Genomic DNA, 22,868 nt, shown 5'->3' with positions numbered 1-22,868 from the left:
AAGCCGGGATGAGGTGGTGGGCGGCAGAGCGCGCTCTACCGCACCGCCAGCGTCCCAAGCGCCATCGTCACCGCCGCCTGGGTCGGGTCGATGACGGGGATGCCGAGTTCCTGCTCCAGCGGGCGACGGTGGCGGGCCATTCCGGCGCAGCCCATGACGATGGCGCCGGCGCCGTCGATCTCCTTCAATTCGCGACCAATCGCGATCATGCGCTCCAGCGTGCGGTCGCCCGAGGCGGTCTCGGCGACCGACATCTCCAGCGGGCGCTCGCCGGCGAGGCGGTCCATCAGCCCCATCTGGCGGAGATAGCGGATATGGCGCGGGATCGAGCGCGACTTGATCGCGATCACGCCGAAGCGGTCGGCCCGGGCGAGCGCGGTCAGGACGCCGCTCTCGGCGATGCCGAAGACCGGGCTCGTCGTGCCCTCGCGGGCGACATGCAGGCCGGGATCGGAATAGCAGGCGATGACGAACGCATCGACATCGTTGGCCGCCTCGATCTTGCGGCGCAGGGGAATCGCGACGCCATCGACATGCTCCTGCGTCTCGACGCCGAAGGGCCCCTCGGTCAGCGTCTCGCAGACGATCTCGGGCCCTTCGGCATAAGAGAGCGGCAGCACCGCCTGGCGGAGCCCCTCCGTCACGGCCTCGTTCGAGTTGGGGTTGATCACGAGGATGCGGGCGCGGCGGGTCATGGGGACTGGTCCGTTTCGGGGTGGGCGGCGGCTGGCGGGTCCGTCACCGTATCGTCGGCGATCCGCGCCGACTACCAGCGTCAGGCTGGACCGGCCCCTGCAAAATCGCGGCCCTGAGCAGAAGATGGAGTACGGTCGCGTTCAGGAGGTGCCAGAGCCAGTGCGTTCCGAGCGGGAAGCTTTCGCAAAGCGGGCCGTCGAGCGTCCGGAAGGTCAGGGAGAGGGCGAAGACCAGACCCGCCAGTGCGACGATCCGGGCCGTCTCCCGGCTGCCCTCGCGGCGCCACAGCACACCGGCCATACCCCACAGCCCGAGCAGGAAGGCCGCATAGCCGGCGGAGCCGCGCAGCCCCGGCGGAAGGAACGAGGCTGCGCCCCAGCCCAGGGAGAGGGCGAAAACAAAGAAGGCCGCGGTTCCGAGCGCGGTCGCGGCCGGCCCGAGACCGACGAAGCGGACCAGCGCCAGGGCGAAATAGGAGAAGGCGAAGAGCTGGATCGGGATCACGTCTGCGGCCAGCGTCCAAGGCTGCGGCCTGGTGTGGAACAGGAAGGAGCCGATCCCGATCGCGCCGACGAGCAGGATCAGAATGAGCGCCGGACGATCGTGTCCGCCGGCCCGCCGCCAGAGGCGGTATGCAGCGAAGGCGGCGAGCAGGAAGGCCCCGTTGGTGACGGCGTTCCAGGGCTCGTCCCAGAGATGGTCGCCGATCCGTTCGCAATAGCCATAGGCACGCATCGCCTCGTCCTCCCGCATGCGACGCTATCGCCGCCCGACGACCGTCGCGCGACGCCGTGTGCCCCGCGGCGGCGGCGCGACGGCGGCTTGCGGGGCAGCCCCGGCTCGCGCAGATTGCGCCGCATCGGATCGGAAACGGCAAGGGACGGATCATGCGGTACGCGCTGATGGGGGGCTTGGCGGCGCTGGGAACGTTCATCGGCATCGCCGCGACACCCGCCCCGGCCCTTGCCGAGAGCTGCGACGATCTCTGGTATGCGCGCAACGAGATCTACAAGGCTCAAGGGTACTGCTTCCGGACGCGGCGGGGCATCGACGCCTTCGGCAATGCCGGCTGCCAGTATGACAATGCCGAAGAGGTGCCGCTCTCGGCCGCGCAGCGCCGCACCATCGCCGACATCCAGCGCGAGGAGCGGGCGCGGCGCTGCCCGCGCTGAAACGCCGCCCTGCTTTGCTGTGGACGCCGGGCTGCCGGCGCGCGCGGCGGCCGCGACGCGTGCTAGAAGCGCCGGCTGCGAACCCTGCGCCCGTCTCGGGCCGGCAGCGTTCAGGCATGGAGCAGGTTGGACCGCGTGACCACGGCTATCGACATGGGGCTGGCACAGGGCGGCCAACCCGCCCTTCTCGACCTCGCCGAATTGCTGGCGACGCGGCTTCTGGTCCAAGGCAATTCCGGCTCGGGCAAGTCGCATCTGCTGCGCCGCCTGCTCGAACAGAGCGCGCCGCTGGTGCAGCAGGCGGTGATCGACCCGGAGGGCGACTTCGTCTCGCTGGCCGACCAGTTCGGTCATGTCGTCGTCGATGCGCAATGCGGCGAGGCGGAGCTGCAGCGCGTTGCGCTGCGGGTGCGCCAGCACCGCGTCTCGGTCGTGCTCAATCTCGAAAATCTCGAAGCCGACGAGCAGCTGCGCGCGGTCGCAGCCTTCCTCGGCGGGCTGTTCGACGTCGACCGCTCGCTCTGGTTCCCGATGCTGATCGTCGTCGACGAGGCTCAGCTCTTCGCCCCGGTGATGGCGGGCGAAGCCTCCGACGAGGCGCGCCGGCTTTCACTCGGCGCGATGACCAATCTGATGTGCCGCGGCCGCAAGCGCGGGCTGGCCGGCGTCATCGCGACGCAGCGCCTGGCCAAGCTCGCCAAGAACGTCGCGGCGGAGGCTTCCAACTTCCTGATGGGGCGCACCTTCCTCGACATCGACATGGCGCGCGCCGCCGATCTGCTCGGCATGGACCGCAAGCAGGCCGAGATGTTCCGCGATCTCGAACGCGGGCAGTTCGTGGCGCTCGGCCCTGCCCTGTCGAAGCGGCCGCTGCCGCTGCGGATCGGCTCCGTCACCTCGGTCGACCGCGGCGGCGCGCCGGGGCTGATGCCGCTGCCCGAGCAGGCGCCCGAGGAGGCCGGCAAGCTGATCTTCACCGCCGGTGCCGACGAGGTGATCCCGCTCGCCCGGATCCCGCGCCCGGCGCCGCGCCCCCGCCCCGCGGTGCATGAGACGATGCGGCAGATCGAAGCCTACCGCCCGACTCCGGCCCCGGAGCCCGAGCCCGAAATCCCGATGGAGCCCGCTGAGCGCGAGGCGATCATGGCCGAGATCCTGCGCGAGCTGATGGCCGACCCCGAGGCGCGCTCGCGCCAGGTCGCCGTGCTCTACCAGGATTTCACCGTGCGCTGCCGGATGCGACGGCTCGGCCGCACCCAATTGAGCCTGGACGAATTCCGCCGCCGGCTCGCCGTGGCCAAGGCCGGCGCGAGCGACGAGATCGTCGGCTCGGACGCCTGGCAGGCGGCGGTCGAGGCCTCGCTGACCTTGCCCGACGATCTGCACGGGCTCTTCCTGTTCATCGCGCGCGCCGCGCTCGAAGGCGCGCCATGCCCCAGCGACGCCGAACTCGCGCGGGTCTATGGCAGCCATTCGCCGAGCCGGGCGCGACGATTGATCGCCTATATCGAGGAGCGCGGGCTGCTCGTCTGCCATGTCGACTTCCGCGGGCAGCGCACGCTCGCTTTGCCGACGCTGGGCATCGAGACCGCGCCGGGCCAGGGCACGGTGCGCACCGCTGGCGTGCCGCGGGGCGCAAGAGGCTGAGGCCTTCATCCCCTTCCCCCCGCTTGCGGTGGGGAAGGGTTAGGGATGGGGGGCCGCAAAACCAAAGCTCTGTCCTTGCTCGCCTCGCCGAGCGGCACTGCCCCCCACCCCGGCCCTCCCCACCGCAAGCGGGGGGAGGGAGAAGAATGCCGCAGACCTGTTCTGCATTCGCTGCGCCCCGCAAACTTGACCTCCCGGCCTTCGACCGTGCATGACCGGGGCCCAAAATCCATGGTCTCACGCCGATGCGCATCCTGCTGATCGACAATTACGACAGCTTCACCTGGAACCTGGTCCATCTGATCGGCGGGCTGGGCGCGCAGGTCGATGTCCGCCGCAACGATGCGCTCAGCGTCGAGGATGCGCTGGGCGGCGACCATGACGCGATCGTGCTCTCGCCCGGCCCCTGCACCCCCAACGAGGCCGGCATCTGCCTCGATCTCGTGCGCGAGGGCGCGGACAGGAAGCCGATCTTCGGCGTCTGTCTTGGCCTGCAGACGATCGGCCAGGTCTTCGGCGGCGATGTGGTGCGGGCGCCCGTGCCGATGCACGGCAAGGTTTCCCCGATCGAGCACAAGGCGCGGGGCCTGTTCCGCGGCATCAATGGGCCGCTGCAGGCGACGCGCTACCACTCGCTGGTCGTCGCCCGCGAGACCTGCCCGGCCGAGCTGACGATCGAGGCGGAGACAGCCGACGGGCTGATCATGGCGCTGTCGCATCGCAGCCTGCCGGTCCATGGCGTGCAGTTTCATCCCGAGAGCATCGCGTCGGAGCATGGCGCGACGATCCTGCGGAACTTCCTCGACCTGGCGGAGCGATGGCAGCGCGAGCCCGCCACCGCCGCCCTGGCCGAGGCCGACTGAGCGCCGGCCTGTCAGAGCCGCCTTCCCGATCGCCCGTTTTTCCGCAGAGTTCCCATGGACGATTTCAAGCCCTTCATTGCCAAGGTCGCGACCGGTGCCTCGCTCTCGCGCGACGAAGCCCGCGACGCCTTCGACACCATCCTGTCCGGCGGCGTCACCAATGCGCAGGCGGCCGCCTTCCTGATGGCGCTGCGCGTGCGCGGCGAGACCACTGAGGAGATCAGCGGCGCGGTCGGCGCGATGCGCGGCAAAATGCTGACGGTGAAGGCGCCGGCCGACGCCATCGACATCGTCGGCACCGGCGGGGATTCCTCGGGCTCCTACAATGTCTCGACGCTGGCCTCGATCATCACGGCGGCCTGCGGCGTGCCGGTCGCCAAGCATGGCAACCGCGCCGCCTCCTCCAAGACCGGCACGGCCGACGTGCTGATGGCGCTCGGCGTCAAGGTCGGCCTCGACCCGGCCGCGACCGAGCGCTGCATCGCGCAGGCCGGCGTCGGCTTCATGTTCGCGCCGACGCACCATGCCTCGATGCGCCATGTCGCGCCGGTGCGCGTCGAACTCGGCACGCGCACCATCTTCAACCTCCTCGGCCCGCTCTCCAACCCGGCCGGCGTCAAGAAGCAGCTCATCGGCGCCTTCTCCGAGACCTGGCTGGAGCCGATGGTGAAGGTGCTGGCGAGCCTCGGCTCGACGCGCGTCTGGGCCGTGCATGGCTCCGACGGGCTTGACGAGATCACCACCACCGGGCCGACGCGCGTCGTTTCGCTCGACAACGGCACGATCGAGAGCTTCACGATCTCGCCCGAGGATGTCGGCCTTGCCCGGGCGAAGCCCGAGGATCTGCGCGGCGGCGAGCCGGCGCAGAATGCCGAGGCGCTGCGCGCGGTGCTCGACGGGGAGAAGACCGCCTTCCGCGACATCGCCGCCTTCAACGCGGCCGCCGCCCTCGTCGTCGCCGGGCGCGCGGGCGATCTGCGCGATGGCTTCGCCCAAGCGAATGCCGCGCTCGATTCGGGCAAGGCCAGGGCGACGCTGGCCGCCCTTGTCGCCAGCTCGAATGCGTGAGGCGTCCATGAGCGACATTCTCGCGAAGATCGAGGCCTATAAGCGCCAGGAGATCGCGGCCGCCAAGGCCGCCGTTCCGCAAGCCGAGATCGAGCGTCGCGCCGCCGCCGCCGTTCCGGTGCGTGGCTTCGCGGCAGCGCTCGCGGCCAAGCATGCGCAGGGCCAGCCGGCGCTGATCGCGGAGATCAAGAAGGCCAGTCCCTCCAAGGGGTTGATCCGCGCCGATTTCGATCCGCCGGCCCTGGCCCGGTCCTATGCGCAGGGCGGCGCCGCCTGCCTCTCGGTCCTCACCGACGGCCCCTCCTTCCAGGGCGAGCCGGCCTATCTGATGCAGGCACGCGAGGCCTCGGGCCTGCCCGTGCTGCGCAAGGATTTCCTCTACGAGCCCTATCAGGTCTTCGAAGCCCGGGCCTGGGGCGCCGACTGCATCCTGATCATCATGGCCGGCGTCGACGACGCCACGGCCGCGAGCCTGAACGCCACGGCGCAGGAGCTGGGCATGGACGTCCTGGTCGAGGTCCACAACGAGGCCGAACTGGAGCGCGGGCTGGCGCTGGGGAGCCGGATGCTCGGCATCAACAACCGCGACCTGCGCAGCTTTCATGTCGATCTCGCCGTGACGGAGAGGCTGGCGCCGCGCATCCCCGCCGACCGGATCATCGTCGGCGAAAGCGGCATCTTCAGCCATGCCGACACGCTGCGGCTGAAGCGCTGCGGCGTCGAGACCTTCCTGGTCGGGGAAAGCCTGATGCGCCAGGACGATGTGGCGCAGGCGACGCGCGATCTGCTCGACGGGTCCGGCGAAGGCGTCGCGGCATGAGCGCGCTCAGCCATCTCGACGCGCAGGGGCAGGCGCATATGGTCGATGTCGGCGACAAGGCCGAGACCTCGCGCATGGCTATCGCCGAGGGCTGCGTGGTGATGCAGCCGCAGACGCTGGCGATCGTGCGCGCCGGCGATGCCAGGAAGGGCGATGTGCTCGGCACGGCGCGGCTTGCCGGCATCATGGCCGCCAAACGCAGCCATGAGCTGATCCCGCTCTGCCACCCGCTGCTGATCACCAAGATCGCGGTCGATCTGGAGATCGACGAGGCGCTGCCGGGCATCCGGGTGCGCGCCGAAGTCAAGGTTAAGGGCCAGACCGGCGTCGAGATGGAGGCGCTCACCGCCGTCAGCGTCGCCTGCCTGACCGTCTACGACATGGTCAAGGCGGCCGATCGCGGCATGCGGATCGAGGGCATCCGGCTCGTCCATAAATCGGGCGGGAAATCCGGCACGTTCGAGGCTGACACACTAACAGACGGGCCCGTCTGATGGCGCTCACCCCGGTTCCGGTCGCGCTCGAGGCGCTGCTCGACAGCGTGCCGGGTCCCACCCCCATCGAGATGCTGCCATTGGCGCAATGCGCCTGGCGCGTGCTGGCTCGCGATGTCGCGGCGCTGCGGACGCAACCGCCCTTCGCCAATTCGGCAATGGACGGCTACGCCGTGCGGGCCGACGACCTGGCGCCCGGCACGGCGCTGCGGGTCATCGGCGAATCGGCGGCGGGGCGTTCCTTCGGCGGCGCGCTGTCTGTCGGCGAGGCAGTGCGGATCTTCACCGGCGCGCCGATCCCCGATGGTGCCGACACGATCCTGATCCAGGAGAATGCCGACGGCGTCGGCCAGGCTGAAATCCGCGTGCGCGAAGGCGTGGCGAAGGGCAAATTCATCCGCAAGGCCGGGCTCGACTTCAGCATGGGCGACGTGCTGCTGCCCGCCGGGCGGACGCTCGACAGCGCCGCGCTCGGGCTTGCCGCGGCCGCGGGGCATCCGGTGCTGCCGGTGCGGCGCAAGCCGCTGGTGGCGATCCTTGCCACGGGCGACGAACTGGTTTCGCCGGGCGAGACTGTCGGGCCCGACCAGATCGTCGCCTCCAACAGCTTCTCGCTCGCGGCGCTCGTGGAGCAGGCTGGCGCGACCGCGCTCGATCTAGGCATCGCGCGCGACAACCATCCCGATCTCGCCGCGCGGATCGCGCGGGCGCAGGCCGCAGGCGCCGATGTGCTGGTGACGCTCGGAGGGGCGTCTGTCGGCGCGCACGACCTCGTCCAGGAGGCGCTGACACGGGCCGGGATGGCGCTCGGCTTCTGGAAGATCGCGATGCGGCCGGGCAAGCCGATGATGACGGGGCGGCTGGGCGCGATGGTCGCCGTCGGGCTGCCGGGCAACCCGGTGTCCTCGATCGTCTGCGGCCATCTCTTCGTCGTGCCGCTGATCGAAGCCCTGCTCGGCATCCCCTCGCCGCAGCGCGACCGCAGCGAACCTGGATTTCTAGGGCGCGACATGCCTGATAATGACGAGCGCGAGGACTATCTGCGCTCGGACCTCGTCCTGACCGAAGAAGGCTGGCAGGCAACGCCGTTCGAGCGGCAGGATTCCTCGATGCTCGGCCTGCTGGCGCGCGCGCAGGCGCTCGCGATCCGCCCCGTCTTCGCGCCCGCGGCCCGCAAGGGCGATCCGTGCCGGTTCATAAGGTTGCGCTAGAATCCGCCGCATGCAGGCCGCGGCGACATCGCCGTCGGCTTGCAGAACACAACACGAACAGGTATGGTGTTCGTGATTTGTTTCGAATCTGCTGGCTACGGCAGATTCCACAGCGCCGGCGGGGACCATGCTGACACGCAAACAGTTCGAACTGCTTCGTTTCATCCAGGAGCGCCTGCGCGAAAGCGGCGTCCCCCCTTCCTTCGACGAGATGAAGGATGCGCTCGATCTGAAGTCAAAATCGGGCATCCACCGGCTGATCATGGCGCTGGAGGAGCGCGGCTTCATCCGCCGCCTGCCCAACCGCGCCCGTGCCCTGGAGGTGATCAAGCTGCCTGACGGCGTCGGCGCGGGCGGGCAGTCTGCGGCGCGCCGCTTCAACCCGTCGATCGTTCAGGGCGGACTTGGCAAGGACGCAGCCGCGGCCAGGCCGAGAGCGGTGGAAAGCGCGCCTGACGACACGCGTGGCAGCATTTCGATCCCGGTGATGGGCCGCATTGCGGCGGGAACGCCGATCTCGGCGATCCAGAGCCGTAGCCACAGCGTCGCGCTGCCGGCCGACATGCTGGGCGCTGGCGAGCATTTCGCGCTCGAAGTGCGCGGCGATTCGATGGTCGATGCCGGCATTCTCGACGGCGATACGGTGGTGATCCGGCGCCAGGACAGCGCCAACACCGGCGACATCATCGTCGCCCTGATCGACGACGAGGAGGCGACGCTGAAGCGCCTGCGCAAGCGCGGCTCCTCGATCGCACTGGAGGCGGCCAACCCCGCCTATGAGACGCGCGTGCTCGGCCCCGACCGGGTCAAGATCCAGGGTCGCCTGGTCAATCTGATGCGGCGCTACTGAAGCCGCTCGGGATCGGTCCCATCCTCGGGCGGCGGTGATGCGACAGCCGCCGGCCGCGTTGGGGCCGCTGACAACGCTTCGCTCCGGCGGGTCCAGGGCCGGTCGCTCCCGGCCTGCTCCGAGGCAAGGCTGCGCCAGCCCCCGAGCCTGCGCACCAGCGCGGTGGCGCCATCGCGCCCCAGCGCCGTGCGGTCGATCAGGGTCGCCCGGCAGGCGGCGGTCCAGGGGATCGGCGTCACGACGACATCGGCACGCCGGCAATCCTCGATGATCGCGAGCCGGTCCTGCGCATAGGAGACGCTGCGGCCGTCCGTCGTTCTGAGGACGCAGCCACGCGCATCGCAGGCCGCGCCCTGGCGCAGCGCGGCATCGTCGGGTTTTCGGGCGTCGCCATCGGCGTTCAGCCATTGCTGCAGGACGAAGCGGCTCGGCTTGCCCGCCACCACCAGGAGCCCGTCCTTGCCGCGCACGGCGATGCCCGAGCCGTCGCGCTCGATCAGGATCTCCGGACGTTCCGGCTTGGCCGCGACCGCGACGCCCAGCGCCAGCGGCACGACGGCGAGAAGGCGCAGCCGCGTCGTCCACAGCGTCGCCCAGAGCAGGCAGGCAGCAAACCAGGCCAGCGCGGCGGATCCGAAGGCCGCGATGACGAGCGTCGAATGGTCGATTCCTGCGACCCAATGCGCGAGTTTGAGCACAACCTCCGAGGCCAGCCCCATCAGCCACCAGGCCGGGGCATCGAGCCCGAACGGATAGGCCAGAACCCCGAACACCGCTGCCGGCATGACGAAGAGCGAGACGAAGGGCAGCGCCAGCGCGTTGCCGAGCAGGCCGAAGGGGTTGAAGGTCTGGAAATGATAGGCGCCGAAGGGCGCGGTCGCGGCGGTGGCGAGAAGCGTGGTGACGATGATCCCGCTCGCCGCGATCCAGAGCGGGCGCAGCGGCCAGGGCAGCGCCGAGGGCGGCTTCGCCCGGCTGCGCTCCTCCCAGCGCTCGGCGAAGGCGATCAGCGCGGCCACCGCGCCGAAGGACATCTGGAAGCTCGGGCCGAGGAGCGCCTCAGGCTCGCGCAGGAGCACGATGATCGCGGCGAGCGCGAGATTGCGCATGCTCAGCGCCGGACGGTCGACCAGGATCGCGCCCAGCATGACCAGTGTCATGATCAGGGAGCGGACCGTCGCGACCTCGGCGCCCGAGAAGACGCAATAGGCGATCGCTCCCAGCATGGCGGCGAGCGCGGCGATCTTCTTGACCTGGAAACGCAGGGCCAACGTCTGCGACAGCGCCAGCAGCGCCCGCACCAGCCAGAAGATCGTGCCGGCCGCCAGCACCATGTGGAGACCCGAGATCGAGACGATGTGGTAGATGCCGGCGGCGCGCAGATCGGCATTGGTCGTCTCGGTGATCAGGCCGCGCTTGCCGGTGACGAGCGCGGCCGCCATCGCGCCGGCCTGGCCGCCGCCGATCTCGGCGATCCGGCGGGTCAGGGCGTTGCGGGCGCTGTCGATGGTCGCCGCCAGCGCCAGTTCCGCCGGCGCAGGCCGCGGCGGCGCCGTCAGCGCGATCTTGCCGGGAATGCTGCCGACCGCGCCGAGACCGCGGAAGAAGGCGTCGCGGCCGAAATCATAGCCGCCGGGCCGCGCCGGCCCCGGCGGCGGCAACAGACGCGCCACCGCCGCGATGTGATCGCCCGGCGAAACGGTGCCGCTGCGGATGTTGACGCGCACGCGCTTCGGCCAGCGCTCGGGCTCCAGCCCGGCGAGGCCTGTCACCAGGATGACGAGACGCGCCCCGGCATCGCGCGCCTCGACCGATTCGACGAAGCCGGTGAGCTGGCCGATGCGAGGGCGGTCGAGCATCGGCGCTGCGACCGTGGCGGTGCGCCAGGCAGCCGCCGTGAAGCCGGCGAAGATCGCGGCGAGCCCGATGCCAAGCAGGGCCGCTCGCTGCCGCTGGCGCAGGGCGAAGGCAGTCCCGACCGCCAGCACGAACCCCGCCACCGGCGCCCAGAGCGAGGGTTCATGGTCGGCCGCGAAATACAGAAGGATGCCGGCCCCCATCAGCACCGGCAGCCAGAGGAACAGCCGGCGGCGCTCGGCCTCGCGCGCCAGGGCCTGGAGAAGGCGCTCGCGCCCGGTGGACAGCGTCAGGCCGATGCCCGCCGTTCCCCCCAGCCGGGCCGGCCACCGCCATGGCAGGGCGGCAGCCGGCGCGCCGCGCGGCTCCGGCGACCTCCCCTGCCCTGGCGGCGCCGGCTGCATCGGCCGCTCCCGTCCCGTGTCGGCATGACCTGCGCTGCGCATCTTGCGCTTAACGCCGGCGGCAAGGCCATGTTACAGGGGCGGCGCCGGATGTCATGTCAGCTTCGGTGCGAGCCGGATTCTGGGCACGCAGCACCTTCCTTCCCGCCTCAATCTGGGCCGTCATCAATCGCCCAGCCGGAGTCTCAGCCTTTCATGAGCGATGCCGTCGTCACGCGCTTTGCGCCCTCGCCCACCGGCTTCCTGCATATCGGCGGCGCCCGCACGGCGCTGTTCAACTGGCTCTATGCCCGCCGTCACGGTGGCAAGATGCTGCTGCGCATCGAAGACACCGACCGCGAGCGCTCGACCGAGCCCGCCATCGCCGCGATCCTGGACGGGCTCGCCTGGCTCGGCCTCGATTGGGACGGCGAGACGGTCTACCAGTTCGCCCGCGCCGAGCGGCACCGCGAGGTCGCCCATCAGATGCTCGAAAGCGGCCATGCCTATCGCTGCTATGCGACGCCCGCCGAGCTCGACGAGATGCGCGAGCAGGCCAAGGCCGCGGGCAAGCCGATGAAGTATGACGGCCGCTGGCGCGATCGCGACCCGGCGACGGCTCCCGAGGGCGTCAAGCCGGTCATCCGCCTGCGCGCCCAGCAGACCGGCGAGACCGTCGTCGAGGACCAGGTCCAGGGCCGCGTCGTCTGGCAAAACGAGAATCTCGACGATCTCGTGCTGCTGCGCTCCGACGGCAACCCGACCTATATGCTGGCCGTGGTGGTCGACGACCACGACATGGGCGTCACCCATGTCATCCGCGGCGACGACCATCTGACCAATGCCGCGCGCCAGACCCAGATCTACCAGGCGATGGGCTGGACCGTGCCGAGCATGTCGCACATTCCGCTGATCCATGGACCCGACGGGGCCAAGCTGTCGAAGCGCCATGGCGCACTCGGCGTCGAGGCCTACCGGGCCATGGGCTATCTGCCGGTGGCGCTGCGCAATTATCTGCTGCGGCTCGGCTGGAGCCATGGCGACCAAGAGATCTTCTCGACCGACGAGATGATCGCGCTGTTCGACCTCGCCTCGATCGGCCGTTCGCCCTCGCGCTTCGACTATGCCAAGCTCGAGAGCCTCAACGGGCTCTATATGCGCCAGTCTGATGATTCCGACCTGCTCGCGGCGCTGAAGGTGATCCTACCCGAGATCGGTCCCGCGCGAGGCGTGCCGGCCACGCTGTCGCCCGAGCTCGAGGCGCGGTTCCTGGCGGCGATGCCCGGCCTGAAGGAGCGGGCCAAGACGCTCGTCGAGCTGCTCGACAGCGCCTATTACCTTTACGCGGCGCGCCCGCTGCAGCTCGACGCCAAGGCGGCTGCCCTGCTCGACGAAGCCGGCAAGCAGCGCCTGCCGGGTCTGGCGGACAAGCTTTCGGCCGTGAACGACTGGTCCGTCGAGGCTCTCGAGGCGGCGGTTCGGGCCTTTGCCGAAGAGAACGGTCTGAAGCTCGGGCAAGCGGCGCAGCCCCTGCGCGCCGCCCTGACCGGGCGGGCCATGTCGCCGGGGTTGTTCGACGTGATGGCGGTTCTCGGCCGCGAGGAGACGCTTGCTCGGCTCTCCGACCAGAGGTGAACAGAACGCAGCACCGACCGTCTTTTGGCTCGGTTGAACAGGCTGTGCAAATGGTCTAGTGACGCGTCATGTGCCACCCCGGCGTCTGCCGGGTCGGGCACGAATATTGCTTGAAAATCAGTCGGATGACCCGCTCTTCCACCCTGGCCGCTCTGGAACCGACACGTCTTTGTCATGTGGGTTCGCTCTGACGACGGGTAAGCCTCACGGACAACCGTGGACGGACCGAGCGTGACGACGACTGACCAGCAGCGAGCCTGAAAGGATCGGTATCGATGAGCGCAACCACCAGCCAGCTTCAGGTCGACGGCAAGACCGTCGATATGGCGATCAAAACGGGCTCGATCGGCCCGTCCGTCATCGACATCGGCAAGCTCTATGCCCAGACCGGCATGTTCACCTATGATCCCGGCTTCACCTCGACGGCGAGCTGCGAGTCGCAGATCACCTATATCGATGGCGACGAGGGCGTGCTGCTCTATCGCGGCTACCCGATCGAGCAGCTCGCCGAGCATGGCGACTTCCTCGAGACGTGTTTTCTGCTGCTCGAAGGCGAACTTCCGACGGCCGCCCAGAAGGCCGATTTCGACTATCGCGTGACGCGCCACACCATGGTGCACGAGCAGATGGCCCGCTTCTTCCAGGGCTTCCGCCGCGACGCGCATCCGATGGCGGTCATGGTCGGCTCGATCGGCGCGATGTCGGCCTTCTATCACGACTCGACCGACATCTCGGACCCGCATCAGCGCATGGTCGCCTCGATGCGCATGATCGCGAAGATGCCGACGCTGGCGGCGATGGCCTACAAGTACACGGTCGGCCAGCCCTTCGTGTATCCGCTGAACTCGCTCGACTACTCCTCGAACTTCCTGCGCATGTGCTTTGCCGTGCCGGCGGAGGAGTACAAGGTCAACCCGGTGCTGTCGCGCGCGCTTGACCGGATCTTCATCCTGCACGCCGACCACGAGCAGAACGCCTCGACCTCGACCGTTCGTCTCGCCGGCTCGTCGGGCGCCAACCCCTTCGCCTGCATCGCGGCCGGCACGGCCTGCCTCTGGGGCCCCGCCCATGGCGGCGCCAACGAGGCAGCGCTGAAGATGCTCGAGGAGATCGGCTCGGTCGAGAACATCCCGAAATTCATCGCGAAGGCGAAGGACAAGAACGATCCCTTCCGCCTGATGGGCTTTGGCCACCGCGTCTACAAGAACTACGATCCGCGCGCCAAGATCATGCAGAAGACCACGCATGAGGTGCTCAACGAGCTCGGCATCAAGGACGACCCGCTGCTCGACGTGGCCATCGAGCTCGAGCGGATCGCGCTGTCGGACAGCTACTTCATCGAGAAGAAGCTCTATCCGAACATCGACTTCTATTCGGGCATCACCCTGAAGGCGATGGGCTTCCCGACCTCGATGTTCACGGCGCTGTTTGCGCTGGCGCGCACCGTCGGCTGGATCGCGCAGTGGAAGGAAATGATCGAGGATCCGTCCCAGCGCATCGGCCGGCCGCGCCAGCTCTATACCGGCTCGCCGCCGCGCGAATACGCGCCGATCGGCCGCCGCTGATACGGCTTTTCGGATCTCGCTTGCGACAAGGGCGCGACGGCTTGCCGTCGCGCCCTTGTTGTTTCGGATGATTGATGCACCCGAGCGCAATGACGGTGCGACCGTTGACGCTACACTTTGTCGAACCCCAGGAGGCTCAACGCTTGTCGCAGACCCATGATTTCAATCGCCGCCATTTCCTCGTCGGTGCTTCGGCGCTGACCCTGACGGGCGGCCAGGCCCTGGCCCAGGCGGCCTTCCCGGCCCGGCCGGTCACGCTGGTCGTGCCCTTTGCCGCCGGTGGCTCGACCGACATCGTCGCCCGCCTCGTCGGCCAGAAGATGACGGAGCTGCTCGGCCAGTCGGTCGTGATCGAAAACCGCGCCGGCGCCGGCGGCAATGTCGGCTCGACGGCCGTCGCCCGCGCGACGCCCGATGGCTACACCATCCTGATGGGCACGATCTCGACCCACGCGCTGAACCCCGCGATCCTCAAGACCGTGACCTTCGACCCGATCAAGGATTTCACGCCGATCTCGCTGCTGGCGGTGGTGCCCAATGTCATGGTCGTGCATCCGAGTTTCCCGGCCAAGACGGTGCAGGAGGTCATCGCCGTGCTGAAGGCGGCACCGGGCAAGTACTCCTACGCCTCGTCGGGCGTCGGCACGCCGCTGCATCTCTCGGGCGAGCTGTTCAAGTCACTGGGCGGCGTCGAGATGAACCATGTGCCCTATCGCGGTGCGGGCCCGGCGCTCAACGATGTCGTCTCCGGCGCCGTACCGATCATGTTCGACAACCTGCCCTCCTCCGCGCAGTTCATCCGCGGCGGCCAGCTGCGCGCGATCGGCGTGACCACCAAGGAGCGGGTATCCTCCTTCCCGGACCTGCCGACGATCGCGGAAGGCGGGCTCGCCGGCTACGAGACCTACACCTGGAACGCGCTGTTTGGCCCGGCCAAGATGCCCGCCGAGATCGTCGCCAGGCTGAACAAGGCCGCCAACGACGCCTTGAAGGACGACAACGTCAAGAAGCGCCTCGAAGACGTCAGCGCCGTCATCGTCGGGTCGACGCCGGAGGCGCTGGGCGAGCACGTCAAGGTCGAGGTGGCGAAGTGGTTCCCGATTGCAAAAGCCTCCGGCGCCGCGCTGGAGTGAGCCGGTGATCCCGGTCAACGCGGCCGGCTAGGCCGGCCGTCGCCCGACCATGGCCAATGCGGCCTCGACCGCGTTGGCCGCCGGGCTCGCCCCGGCCGATTTCATGATCGTCTCGAGCTCGGCGAAGCCTTCGAGCTGTGCGTCCCGGTCGCCCCCCTCGCTCAGCACCGCCAGAACTTGGCTGCCGAGGGCCTGCGCCGTCACGTCGTCCTGGAGGAACTCCGGCACGACGCTACGCCCGAGGATGAGATTGGGCAGGATGACGCTCGGCAGCTTGATCAGCCGTCGCGCCAGGGCGGCTTCCCAGCCGGCGCCGCGATAGGCCGCCACCGTCGGCACCTGCGCCAAAGCGAGTTCGAGCGTGACGGTCCCGGACGCCGCCAGCGCCGCCCGCGCGGTGCGGAACGCGGCGAGCTTTCCCTCTTCGCCGACGACGATCTCGGGCCGGATCGACCAGACGGACACGGCCTGCGCGATCTCCTCCCGCAGATGCGCGACCGCTGGCAGCACGAAGCGCGCGCTAGGCCTTGCCGCCGCGATCCGTGCGACGGCCTCGCCGAAGACCGGCATCAGATGGCGGATCTCCGAGCGGCGGCTGCCGGGAAGGATCAGCACCAGCGGCGCATCCTCGTCCGCCCGGACCTTCGCCTCGGCCGTGTCGGGTCTGAGTTCGGCCAGCCGCTCGATCAGCGGGTGGCCGACATAGATCGTCTGCGGCCCCTTCAGCCGTTCGAGCGCCGCAGGCTCGAAGGGCAGCAGGGCCAGGATACGGTCGATATGGGGCACCATGCGGCGGGCGCGGCCGGAGCGCCAGGCCCAGACGCTCGGGCAGACCCAATGGACGATCGGAATCGCGGGCTTGCGGGCGCGGACTTTCCGGGCCACCCGCAGACAGAAATCGGGCGCATCGATGGTCAGCAGCAGATCGGGCTCGAAAGCCGTGACGCCGCGCGCCGCATCCTCCATGCGGCGCAGCAGCAGCGGCAAGCGCGCGACCACCGGGCCGAAGCCCATGACGGCGATATCGGCCTGCGGAAACAAGGGCGCCAGCCCCGCCACCACCAGATCCGGCCCGCCAACGCCCGAGATCTCAAGGGCGCGCTCCCCCAGGCGGCTGCGCAGGCTCTCCAGGAAGCGCAGCGCCAGCGCATCGCCCGAGGCCTCGCCGGTGATGAGCGCGAGGCGGAACGGCGCGCTCATGCGACGCCTTCGACGAACAGACCCGCCTGATCGGCGAGTTGGCCCAGCGCCGCAGCGTCGCCGACAAGGACCCGACCCGCTCGGAGCGCGATCCCCGACAGGCCCGCGGCGGCGAGGTTGCGCAGGGTTTCAGGCCCGATCGCCGGCATATCGACCCGCAGATCCTGGCCGTCCTTGGGCGCCTTGACCAGCAGGCCGTCACCCTTGGCGATGCGCAGACGGCCCGAGGCGATCATCTCTCCGACGCGGCGGATCATGCCATCCGTGCCCTCGGCCGCCTCGATCGCGATGATGCGGTGGTCGGCGAGGATCGCGGCCTGCCCGACATCGAAGGGCGACAGCGCGGCGAGCAGCTCGAAACCCCGTGCGATGAGCGCCTGCTGGTCCGGCGAGGCGGTCTTGCGGCCGAGCGGCCCGATCGGGGCGGTCATTTCGGGGGCGATCTCGGCAGGGCCATGGACCGTGAAGCCCTGCCCCTCGAAGAAGGAGACCACGCCCCGCAGCAAATGGTCGTCGCCTCCGCGAAAGGCGCGGGCGAAGTGCGGCAGGTATTTCAGCGTCGAGGCCTCGGGACGCAAGGCGGAGAAGCTCGGCCGCGGCAAGCTGCCGATCAGGACCAGTTCGGTCACCTCCCGCCGCCTGAACTCCGCCAGCAATCGGCCCAACTGCCCCAACCGGTAGCTCTGTACATCAGCGGGGCCGAAAGCCGCCGGGTCGGCGGCGCCTTCCAGTGCGGCCACGAACACCGACCGGCCGCGCCGGGCCGCGACAGCTGCCAGCCGGGGCGGAAACTCCCCCGCGCCGGCGATGATCGCAAGGGGGCCGCGCGCCGGTGGCGCTCCTGCCGGTTCAGCGCTCACCGATCAGGCGCGTTGACGTCATGGGGCACGCAGATCGCGCGCTCGCCGCCGACCCGGATGAAGTCCAGGATCTCGTGGATCAGCGGATGGGCTGCGAACTCGCTGGCAACATCCTCGACGCGCTCAGACAAGGTGCCCTCATCGGCAAACAGCAGGCGGTAGGCGCGGCGCAGTTCGTGAATCTGCTCGCGCGTGAAGCCGCGCCGCCGCAAGCCCACCAGATTGAGGCCGGCGAGATGGGCGGGATTGTCGCGCACCATGCCGAAGGGGATGACGTCGTGCATCACGCCGGCACCGCCGCCGATGAAGGCGTGGTCGCCGACGCGGATGAACTGGTGCAGCCCGGTGCCGCCACCAACGATGACGAAATTGCCGACCTTCACATGACCGGCGCACATCACGTTGTTGGAGAAGATGACGTTGTCGCCGATCGAGGTGTCATGCGCGACATGGGAGTTGGCGAGGAAGAAGCAGCGGTCACCGACCGTGGTCTTCATGCCGCCGCCCGCGGTGCCGGGGTTCATCGTCACGCCCTCGCGGATCAGGCAGTCGACGCCGATCGTCAGGGTCGAGGGCTCGCCCTGGTACTTCACATCCTGCGGCGGATGGCCGATCGAGGCGAAGGGGTAGATCTTGGTGCGCGCGCCCACCGTGGTCCGGCCCGCGATCGCGACATGGCTGATCAGCTCGACGCCATCGGCCAAGACCACATCGGGCCCGACCGTGCAGAACGGACCGATCGTGACATTGTCGCCGATCTGCGCGGCCGGATCGACGACCGACATCGGATGAATGCTGGGGCTCATGACCGGACACGCGCGGCGAAGGCCGTCCTGCTCTGGCGAAACGTCATCGCGTCAGATGACCATGGCGGAAAGGTCGGCCTCGGCGACGAGCGTGCCGTCGACGCGCGCCTCGCCCCGGTAGAACCAGATGTTGCGCTTGCGGGCCACCTTGGTCAGGTGGAAGCGCAAGGTGTCGCCAGGACCGACGGGCTTGCGGAACTTGGCCTTGTCGATGGTCGTGAACAGCACGCTGCTGACGGCCGGATCGGCCTCGCCACGCGAGCTGACGACGAGAACCCCGGCCGTCTGCGCCATGGCCTCGATCATCAGGACACCCGGGAAGACCGGCCGGTCGGGGAAGTGCCCGGTGAACTGCGGCTCGTTGATCGTGACGTTCTTGATGCCGATTCCCGACTCGTCCCCATTCATCTCGACGACGCGGTCGACGAGCAGGAACGGATAGCGGTGCGGAATGCAGGCCATGATCTTCTGGATGTCGGCCACACCCAGCGTCCTCGTCGCCTCGGTCATCGTTTCGTCTCTCCCGGGCGGCCCGCCCTCGCGTCCGCGTGATTCAGTCGTTCTACCTGCGCGATCCCGGCAGGCCAACCGGCGCATTACCCGCCGCAGCCCATCACGGCTGGCCGGAAACCCAATTGCGGCGCCATCTCTCAGCCCTGGGGCCGCGTCTTGCCCCGGTTGGCGACCAGGGACTTCAGCAGCGCGCTCTCGCGCGCCCAGCTGAGGGCCGGCTGGGCCGGATAGCCGCCATAGCGCGCGCCGCGCGGGATATCGCCGGCGACGCCGCTCTGCGCGGCCACCTGCGCGCCCATGCCGACGGTCAGGTGACCGGCAAGGCCGACCTGTCCGCCCAGCACGACGAAATCCTCCAGCGTCGTCGAGCCGGCGATGCCGACCTGCGAAACGATGACGCAATGGCGCCCGACCACGACGTTGTGGCCGATCTGGACGAGGTTATCGATCTTGGTGCCTTCGCCGATCACCGTGTCGCGGCTGGCGCCCCGGTCGATGCAGGTGTTGGCGCCGATTTCGACATCGTCCTGGATGATGACCCGGCCGATCTGCGGCACCTTCATGTGGCCGCGCGGGCTCATCGCGAAGCCGAAACCGTCCTGCCCGATGCGAACCCCGGGATGAATGATGACGCGGTTGCCGATCAGGGCCGCCTGCAGGGTGCAGCCGGCACCGATCGAACAGTTCCGGCCGATGCGGACCTGCGGTCCGATCACGGCGTGGGATGCAATGACGGTCCCCGCGCCGATCTCGGCGCCCGGCCCGACGACCGCCCCCGGATCGACCGTGACGCCGGCTTCAAGAACCGCCGTGGCGTGGACGAAGGCGCCGGGAGCAACACCCTGCGAGGCGAAGACGGAGCCCGGTTTCAGCGCCGAGGGAAAGAAGCGCGCCAGCACCCTGGCGAAGGCGTGATAGGGGGCCGGCGACACCAGCGCCGTCGTGCCCGCGGGCACGCGGTCGGCGAAGCGCGGCGAAACCAGGCACAAGCCCGCACCGGTGGCAGCCAGCGCGTCCGTATATTTGGGGTTGTCCATATAGGCGATGTCGGCGGGGCCGGCATGCTCGAGCGCGGCTGCGCCCGTGACCTGGCGCGCCGGATCGACGCCTTCGGGCAACGCTACGCCCGAAATGACAGCGACCTCGCCGAAGTCCAGCGAGGTCGCGACCGGAAAGAATTGAGGTTCTGACATTGATGAGATCCGGAACGGGGCGCCATGAGCGCCCCGTCTCGTCAGAAGCGCGTGCCGCCGGAGAAGCGGAAGGCCTGCAGGCGATCGCCGCCGTACTTGCCGGAAACGCCCGTCGCCGCGTTGGTACCCCACTGCCCGTCATCCTTGGACAAGGCGTAGGCATAGTCGAAGCGGATCGGGCCGAGCGGCGACTGCCAGAGCAGGCTGACGCCGACCGAGGAGCGGATCACGTTCTTGTCGCGAACGCAGGCCACGTTGTTCTGGAAGGCCGAGGTGGTGACGACGTTGAACTGGCGACCCGAAGAGCCCGCCGGGCACGCGCTGACGACAGCCTTGCCGCCGTCGTAGTTGAACAGCGTGCCGGCGTCGGCAAAGATCGCGCCGCGCAGGCCGAGATCGCGCGGCAGGCCCCAGATCGGGAACTGCACCTCGAGCGAACCGCCAAAATAGGTGGTGCCGCCGAGCGCGTTCGCGGTCGGATCGTTCAGCACGTCGCGCGGGCCGATACCCGAGGGCGCAAAACCGCGCACCAGGGTCGGTCCGAGGAAATAGTGATCGATCATGCGCAGATCGCCGCTGGTGGCCTGGACGTGGCCACCCTGAACACGCGCGAAGCCAACGACGTCGTCGAAGATTTCCTTGTAGTAGCGCGCATCCGCCGACACGCGCAGGAACTTCGAGTCGCCGCCGACGCCGGCGAATTCCGGCTTGATCTCGCCGATGAAGCCGTTACGCGGGTTCTGGTTGCTGTCGAGCGAGTTGTAGTTGAAGCCGAGACCGACCAGCGAGGTCAGCGTCGTTCCAGCCGCTTCCTTGACCGCGATCGTCGCCTCGCCGTTGGTCAGGCAGTTGATGGTCGAGCTCGCGCCCAGCGCACCGACGGTGCCCGGCGTCACGCCGGTCAGCGGAAACGTACAATCGTTGTACGGGCGATCGGTGGTGTTCGGAATCTCGATTTCCGTGCTGTAGATCGAGTAGCGCGGCGTGATCGAGAACTCTTCCGTGATCGGGAAGGTCATCCGCACGGTGCCGCCGGTGACGCGGCTCTCGAAGCGGCCGGTGTTGTAGTTGTCGCTGAACTTCGAGAACAGGTCGAAACCGGCCGCGATGCGGCGGCCGAGGAAATAGGGCTCGGTGAAGGAGAAGTCGACGCCCTGCGTGCGCTGGCCGAGCGTGCCGGCGATGCGGACGAACTGGCCGCGGCCCAGGAAGTTCGACTCCGCCAGCGCGACTTCGCCGATGACGCCATCCGAGGTCGAGTAACCGCCCGAGATCGAGAACGAACCGGTGGCCTTGTCCTCGACGTCGATGTTGACGATGACGCGATCGGGCGCGGAGCCCGGCTCGTTGGTGATGCGGATCTTGTTGAAGAAGCCGAGATTGTTCAACCGGCGCTCGGCGCGATCGACCATCACCTTGTTGTAGGCGTCGCCCTCGCCGAGATCGAGTTCGCGGCGAACGACGTAATCACGGGTGCGGGTGTTGCCGCGCACATTGATGCGCTCGACATAGACCCGCGGGCCCTCGTCGACGACATAGGTGATGCCGATCAGCTGTCCGCTCGCATCGCGGTCGCCGCGGGGACGAACCTGAGCGAAGGGATGACCACGGCGAGACACCTCGGTGGTCAGGTTGACCAGCGATTTCTCGACGGCTTCGGCGTTGTAGGTGTCGCCGGCGGAGGTGACGACATAGCCCCGGAGCGTAGCGGAATCGAGGTCGCGCAGGCTCGAATCGACGCCGACATTGCCGACCTTGTATTGCGGCCCCTCGACGACGGAGACATCGATGACCCAGCCGCCGGCGGCGTCATCGAAGCGGGCGGTGTTGTTGACGATCTGGAAGTCGGCATAGCCGTTCTTCAGGTAGAAGCGGCGGACCAGCTCGAGATCGGACGTGATCCGGTCGGGATCATAAACGTCGGAGGTCTTGATCCAGCTGAGGAAGTTCGACTCGGTCGAACTCATCAGGCCGCGCAGGCGGCCATCCGAATAGACCTGATTGCCTTCGAAATTGATCGACTTGATGCCGGTCTTGCCGCTCTCGTTGATCGTGAAGACGACGTCCGAGCGGCCGTTCGGCAGAGGCGCGATGCGACCGCTGACCGAGGACAGGCCGTAGCCGGCGCGGCGATAGACTTCCTTCAGGCGCGCCACGTCGGAGTCGATCAGGGCCTGGCTCATCGGCCCGCCGGCCTTGGACTGAACCTGCTGAACGAGAACCTCGCTCTTCAGACGGCGATTGCCCTCGAAAGCGACGCGGTTGACCGTGTCGTTCTCCTGGACGGAAATCACCGTCTGGGCGCCGCGACGGCTGACCTGGACATTGGTGAACAGACCGGTGGCGAGGAGGCTCTGACGAATCTCCTGCGGGCCACCCTGCCCGCTGGCGTAGGAGCGGATCGTTTCCGCATCGACACGCCTGTTGCCCTGGACAATCACGGCCTGTGCAAACACCACGCCGCCGCTGACGGCGAGCATGAAGGCCGAAAGTCCGACTGATCGAGAGAGCCGCATTCTGAAGGACCGGCTCTGTTGGGTCGACGTCATCGGGTCGCCTATTCCATTTCTCAGGTCACCACCCCAAAGATGGGGGCGGCCACCGAGAGGAGGCCGCAGGGGGACATTGCAGTCCAATCGCTTCTACAAAGTTTCCCGCAGGGTGCAAACGGGCATTGTCGTTAACAAAATATTTTTAAAGCCCTCGTGGCCGGGAGGCCACGCCGCGCGCCGCGATTTTGCCGCAAAGCGGCGCCGAAACGCGTCGAAACAGACGTCTCGTTCCGGGCCGGCCCGCCACCGCCGGCACCGGTGTGCCGCACCGAACGCTCAAAACCACCGTAATTCGTTAACGCAGCGAGCCGGCCCTGGCCGCAGCCTGCCCATGGCGAGGGCACCCGACA

Annotated in this window: 20 protein-coding genes; 11 read left to right on the top strand and 9 right to left on the bottom strand. The window is 68.6% G+C overall.

What is annotated here, in order from left to right; all coding sequences use genetic code 11:
* Positions 1–35: 35 nt before the first annotated feature.
* Complete coding sequence (locus tag Q8S38_RS15080) at positions 36–695, bottom strand: aspartate/glutamate racemase family protein (protein ID WP_305681244.1); 660 nt, start codon at positions 693–695, stop codon at positions 36–38.
* A 43-nt stretch (positions 696–738) separates the two neighbouring features.
* Positions 739–1,449, bottom strand: coding sequence for a hypothetical protein (locus Q8S38_RS15075; RefSeq protein WP_305681243.1), 711 nt, complete (start codon positions 1,447–1,449; stop codon positions 739–741).
* A 134-nt stretch (positions 1,450–1,583) separates the two neighbouring features.
* On the opposite strand from Q8S38_RS15075, the gene Q8S38_RS15070 reads away from it, so the two are divergent.
* From Q8S38_RS15070 to lexA, 8 genes are all read left to right on the top strand, one after another.
* Positions 1,584–1,868 carry a YARHG domain-containing protein gene (locus Q8S38_RS15070; RefSeq protein WP_305681242.1) on the top strand — a complete coding sequence of 95 codons (285 nt, stop codon included), beginning with the start codon at positions 1,584–1,586 and terminating at the stop codon, positions 1,866–1,868.
* Between the two features lie 135 nt (positions 1,869–2,003).
* Positions 2,004–3,515 (top strand): helicase HerA domain-containing protein, encoded by a 1,512-nt coding sequence (locus Q8S38_RS15065; protein WP_371125888.1) that lies wholly within the window; start codon positions 2,004–2,006, stop codon positions 3,513–3,515.
* A gap of 245 nt (positions 3,516–3,760) precedes the next feature.
* The gene (locus tag Q8S38_RS15060) at positions 3,761–4,378 is read left to right on the top strand and encodes an anthranilate synthase component II (protein WP_305681241.1); all 618 of its coding nucleotides are present in this window, start codon (positions 3,761–3,763) and stop codon (positions 4,376–4,378) included.
* A gap of 54 nt (positions 4,379–4,432) precedes the next feature.
* Positions 4,433–5,446, top strand: coding sequence for an anthranilate phosphoribosyltransferase (gene trpD / locus Q8S38_RS15055; protein ID WP_305681240.1), 1,014 nt, complete (start codon positions 4,433–4,435; stop codon positions 5,444–5,446).
* 7 nt (positions 5,447–5,453) lie between these two features.
* Positions 5,454–6,266 (top strand): indole-3-glycerol phosphate synthase TrpC, encoded by an 813-nt coding sequence (gene trpC, locus Q8S38_RS15050; protein ID WP_305681239.1) that lies wholly within the window; start codon positions 5,454–5,456, stop codon positions 6,264–6,266.
* Positions 6,263–6,760, top strand: coding sequence for a cyclic pyranopterin monophosphate synthase MoaC (moaC, locus tag Q8S38_RS15045; RefSeq protein WP_305681238.1), 498 nt, complete (start codon positions 6,263–6,265; stop codon positions 6,758–6,760). Before trpC ends, moaC begins: the two co-directional genes overlap by 4 nt.
* Entirely contained in the window at positions 6,760–7,971 is a 1,212-nt protein-coding gene (locus Q8S38_RS15040) for a molybdopterin molybdotransferase MoeA (RefSeq protein ID WP_305681237.1), read from the top strand. Before moaC ends, Q8S38_RS15040 begins: the two co-directional genes overlap by 1 nt.
* A 127-nt stretch (positions 7,972–8,098) precedes the next feature.
* A complete protein-coding gene (gene lexA, locus Q8S38_RS15035) occupies positions 8,099–8,821 on the top strand; it encodes a transcriptional repressor LexA (protein ID WP_305681236.1) in 723 nt (240 codons plus the stop codon).
* Here lexA and Q8S38_RS15030 read toward each other — a convergent pair.
* Positions 8,815–11,082: a ComEC/Rec2 family competence protein gene (locus Q8S38_RS15030; RefSeq protein ID WP_305681235.1), complete on the bottom strand. Its 2,268-nt coding sequence runs from the start codon at positions 11,080–11,082 to the stop codon at positions 8,815–8,817. The genes lexA and Q8S38_RS15030 overlap by 7 nt on opposite strands.
* Positions 11,083–11,277: 195 nt before the next feature.
* Between Q8S38_RS15030 and gltX the strand changes: the two genes are divergently transcribed.
* The 3 genes from gltX (at position 11,278) to Q8S38_RS15015 (ending at position 15,394) form a co-directional block, all read left to right on the top strand.
* Positions 11,278–12,696, top strand: a complete 1,419-nt coding sequence (gene gltX, locus Q8S38_RS15025; RefSeq protein ID WP_305681234.1) for a glutamate--tRNA ligase — start codon at positions 11,278–11,280, stop codon at positions 12,694–12,696.
* A gap of 275 nt (positions 12,697–12,971) precedes the next feature.
* The gene (gltA, locus tag Q8S38_RS15020) at positions 12,972–14,261 is read left to right on the top strand and encodes a citrate synthase (RefSeq protein WP_305681233.1); all 1,290 of its coding nucleotides are present in this window, start codon (positions 12,972–12,974) and stop codon (positions 14,259–14,261) included.
* A 197-nt stretch (positions 14,262–14,458) separates the two neighbouring features.
* Positions 14,459–15,394: a Bug family tripartite tricarboxylate transporter substrate binding protein gene (locus Q8S38_RS15015; RefSeq protein ID WP_305681332.1), complete on the top strand. Its 936-nt coding sequence runs from the start codon at positions 14,459–14,461 to the stop codon at positions 15,392–15,394.
* 27 nt (positions 15,395–15,421) lie between these two features.
* On the opposite strand, the gene lpxB is transcribed toward Q8S38_RS15015, so the two are convergent.
* The 6 genes from lpxB to bamA all read right to left on the bottom strand — a co-directional run bounded on the left by lpxB (position 15,422) and on the right by bamA (position 22,446).
* Complete coding sequence (gene lpxB, locus Q8S38_RS15010) at positions 15,422–16,594, bottom strand: lipid-A-disaccharide synthase (RefSeq protein ID WP_305681232.1); 1,173 nt, start codon at positions 16,592–16,594, stop codon at positions 15,422–15,424.
* Positions 16,591–17,454 carry an LpxI family protein gene (locus Q8S38_RS15005; protein ID WP_305681231.1) on the bottom strand — a complete coding sequence of 288 codons (864 nt, stop codon included), beginning with the start codon at positions 17,452–17,454 and terminating at the stop codon, positions 16,591–16,593. Before Q8S38_RS15005 ends, lpxB begins: the two co-directional genes overlap by 4 nt.
* Positions 17,451–18,260 carry an acyl-ACP--UDP-N-acetylglucosamine O-acyltransferase gene (gene lpxA / locus Q8S38_RS15000; RefSeq protein ID WP_305681230.1) on the bottom strand — a complete coding sequence of 270 codons (810 nt, stop codon included), beginning with the start codon at positions 18,258–18,260 and terminating at the stop codon, positions 17,451–17,453. The genes Q8S38_RS15005 and lpxA overlap by 4 nt, the downstream gene beginning before the upstream one ends.
* Before the next feature lie 51 nt (positions 18,261–18,311).
* Positions 18,312–18,770 (bottom strand): 3-hydroxyacyl-ACP dehydratase FabZ, encoded by a 459-nt coding sequence (gene fabZ / locus Q8S38_RS14995; RefSeq protein ID WP_305681229.1) that lies wholly within the window; start codon positions 18,768–18,770, stop codon positions 18,312–18,314.
* Positions 18,771–18,910: 140 nt separating this feature from the next.
* Positions 18,911–19,966, bottom strand: a complete 1,056-nt coding sequence (gene lpxD / locus Q8S38_RS14990) for a UDP-3-O-(3-hydroxymyristoyl)glucosamine N-acyltransferase (protein WP_305681228.1) — start codon at positions 19,964–19,966, stop codon at positions 18,911–18,913.
* A 41-nt stretch (positions 19,967–20,007) separates the two neighbouring features.
* Positions 20,008–22,446 (bottom strand): outer membrane protein assembly factor BamA, encoded by a 2,439-nt coding sequence (bamA, locus tag Q8S38_RS14985; protein ID WP_305681227.1) that lies wholly within the window; start codon positions 22,444–22,446, stop codon positions 20,008–20,010.
* Positions 22,447–22,868 lie beyond the last annotated feature (422 nt).

This window comes from Allobosea sp., assembly GCF_030695125.1.
Classification (GTDB): Bacteria; Pseudomonadota; Alphaproteobacteria; order Rhizobiales; family Beijerinckiaceae; genus Allobosea.
Note: the sequence above shows the minus strand (reverse complement) of the source record. Positions and strands in the feature narration are given on the sequence as shown.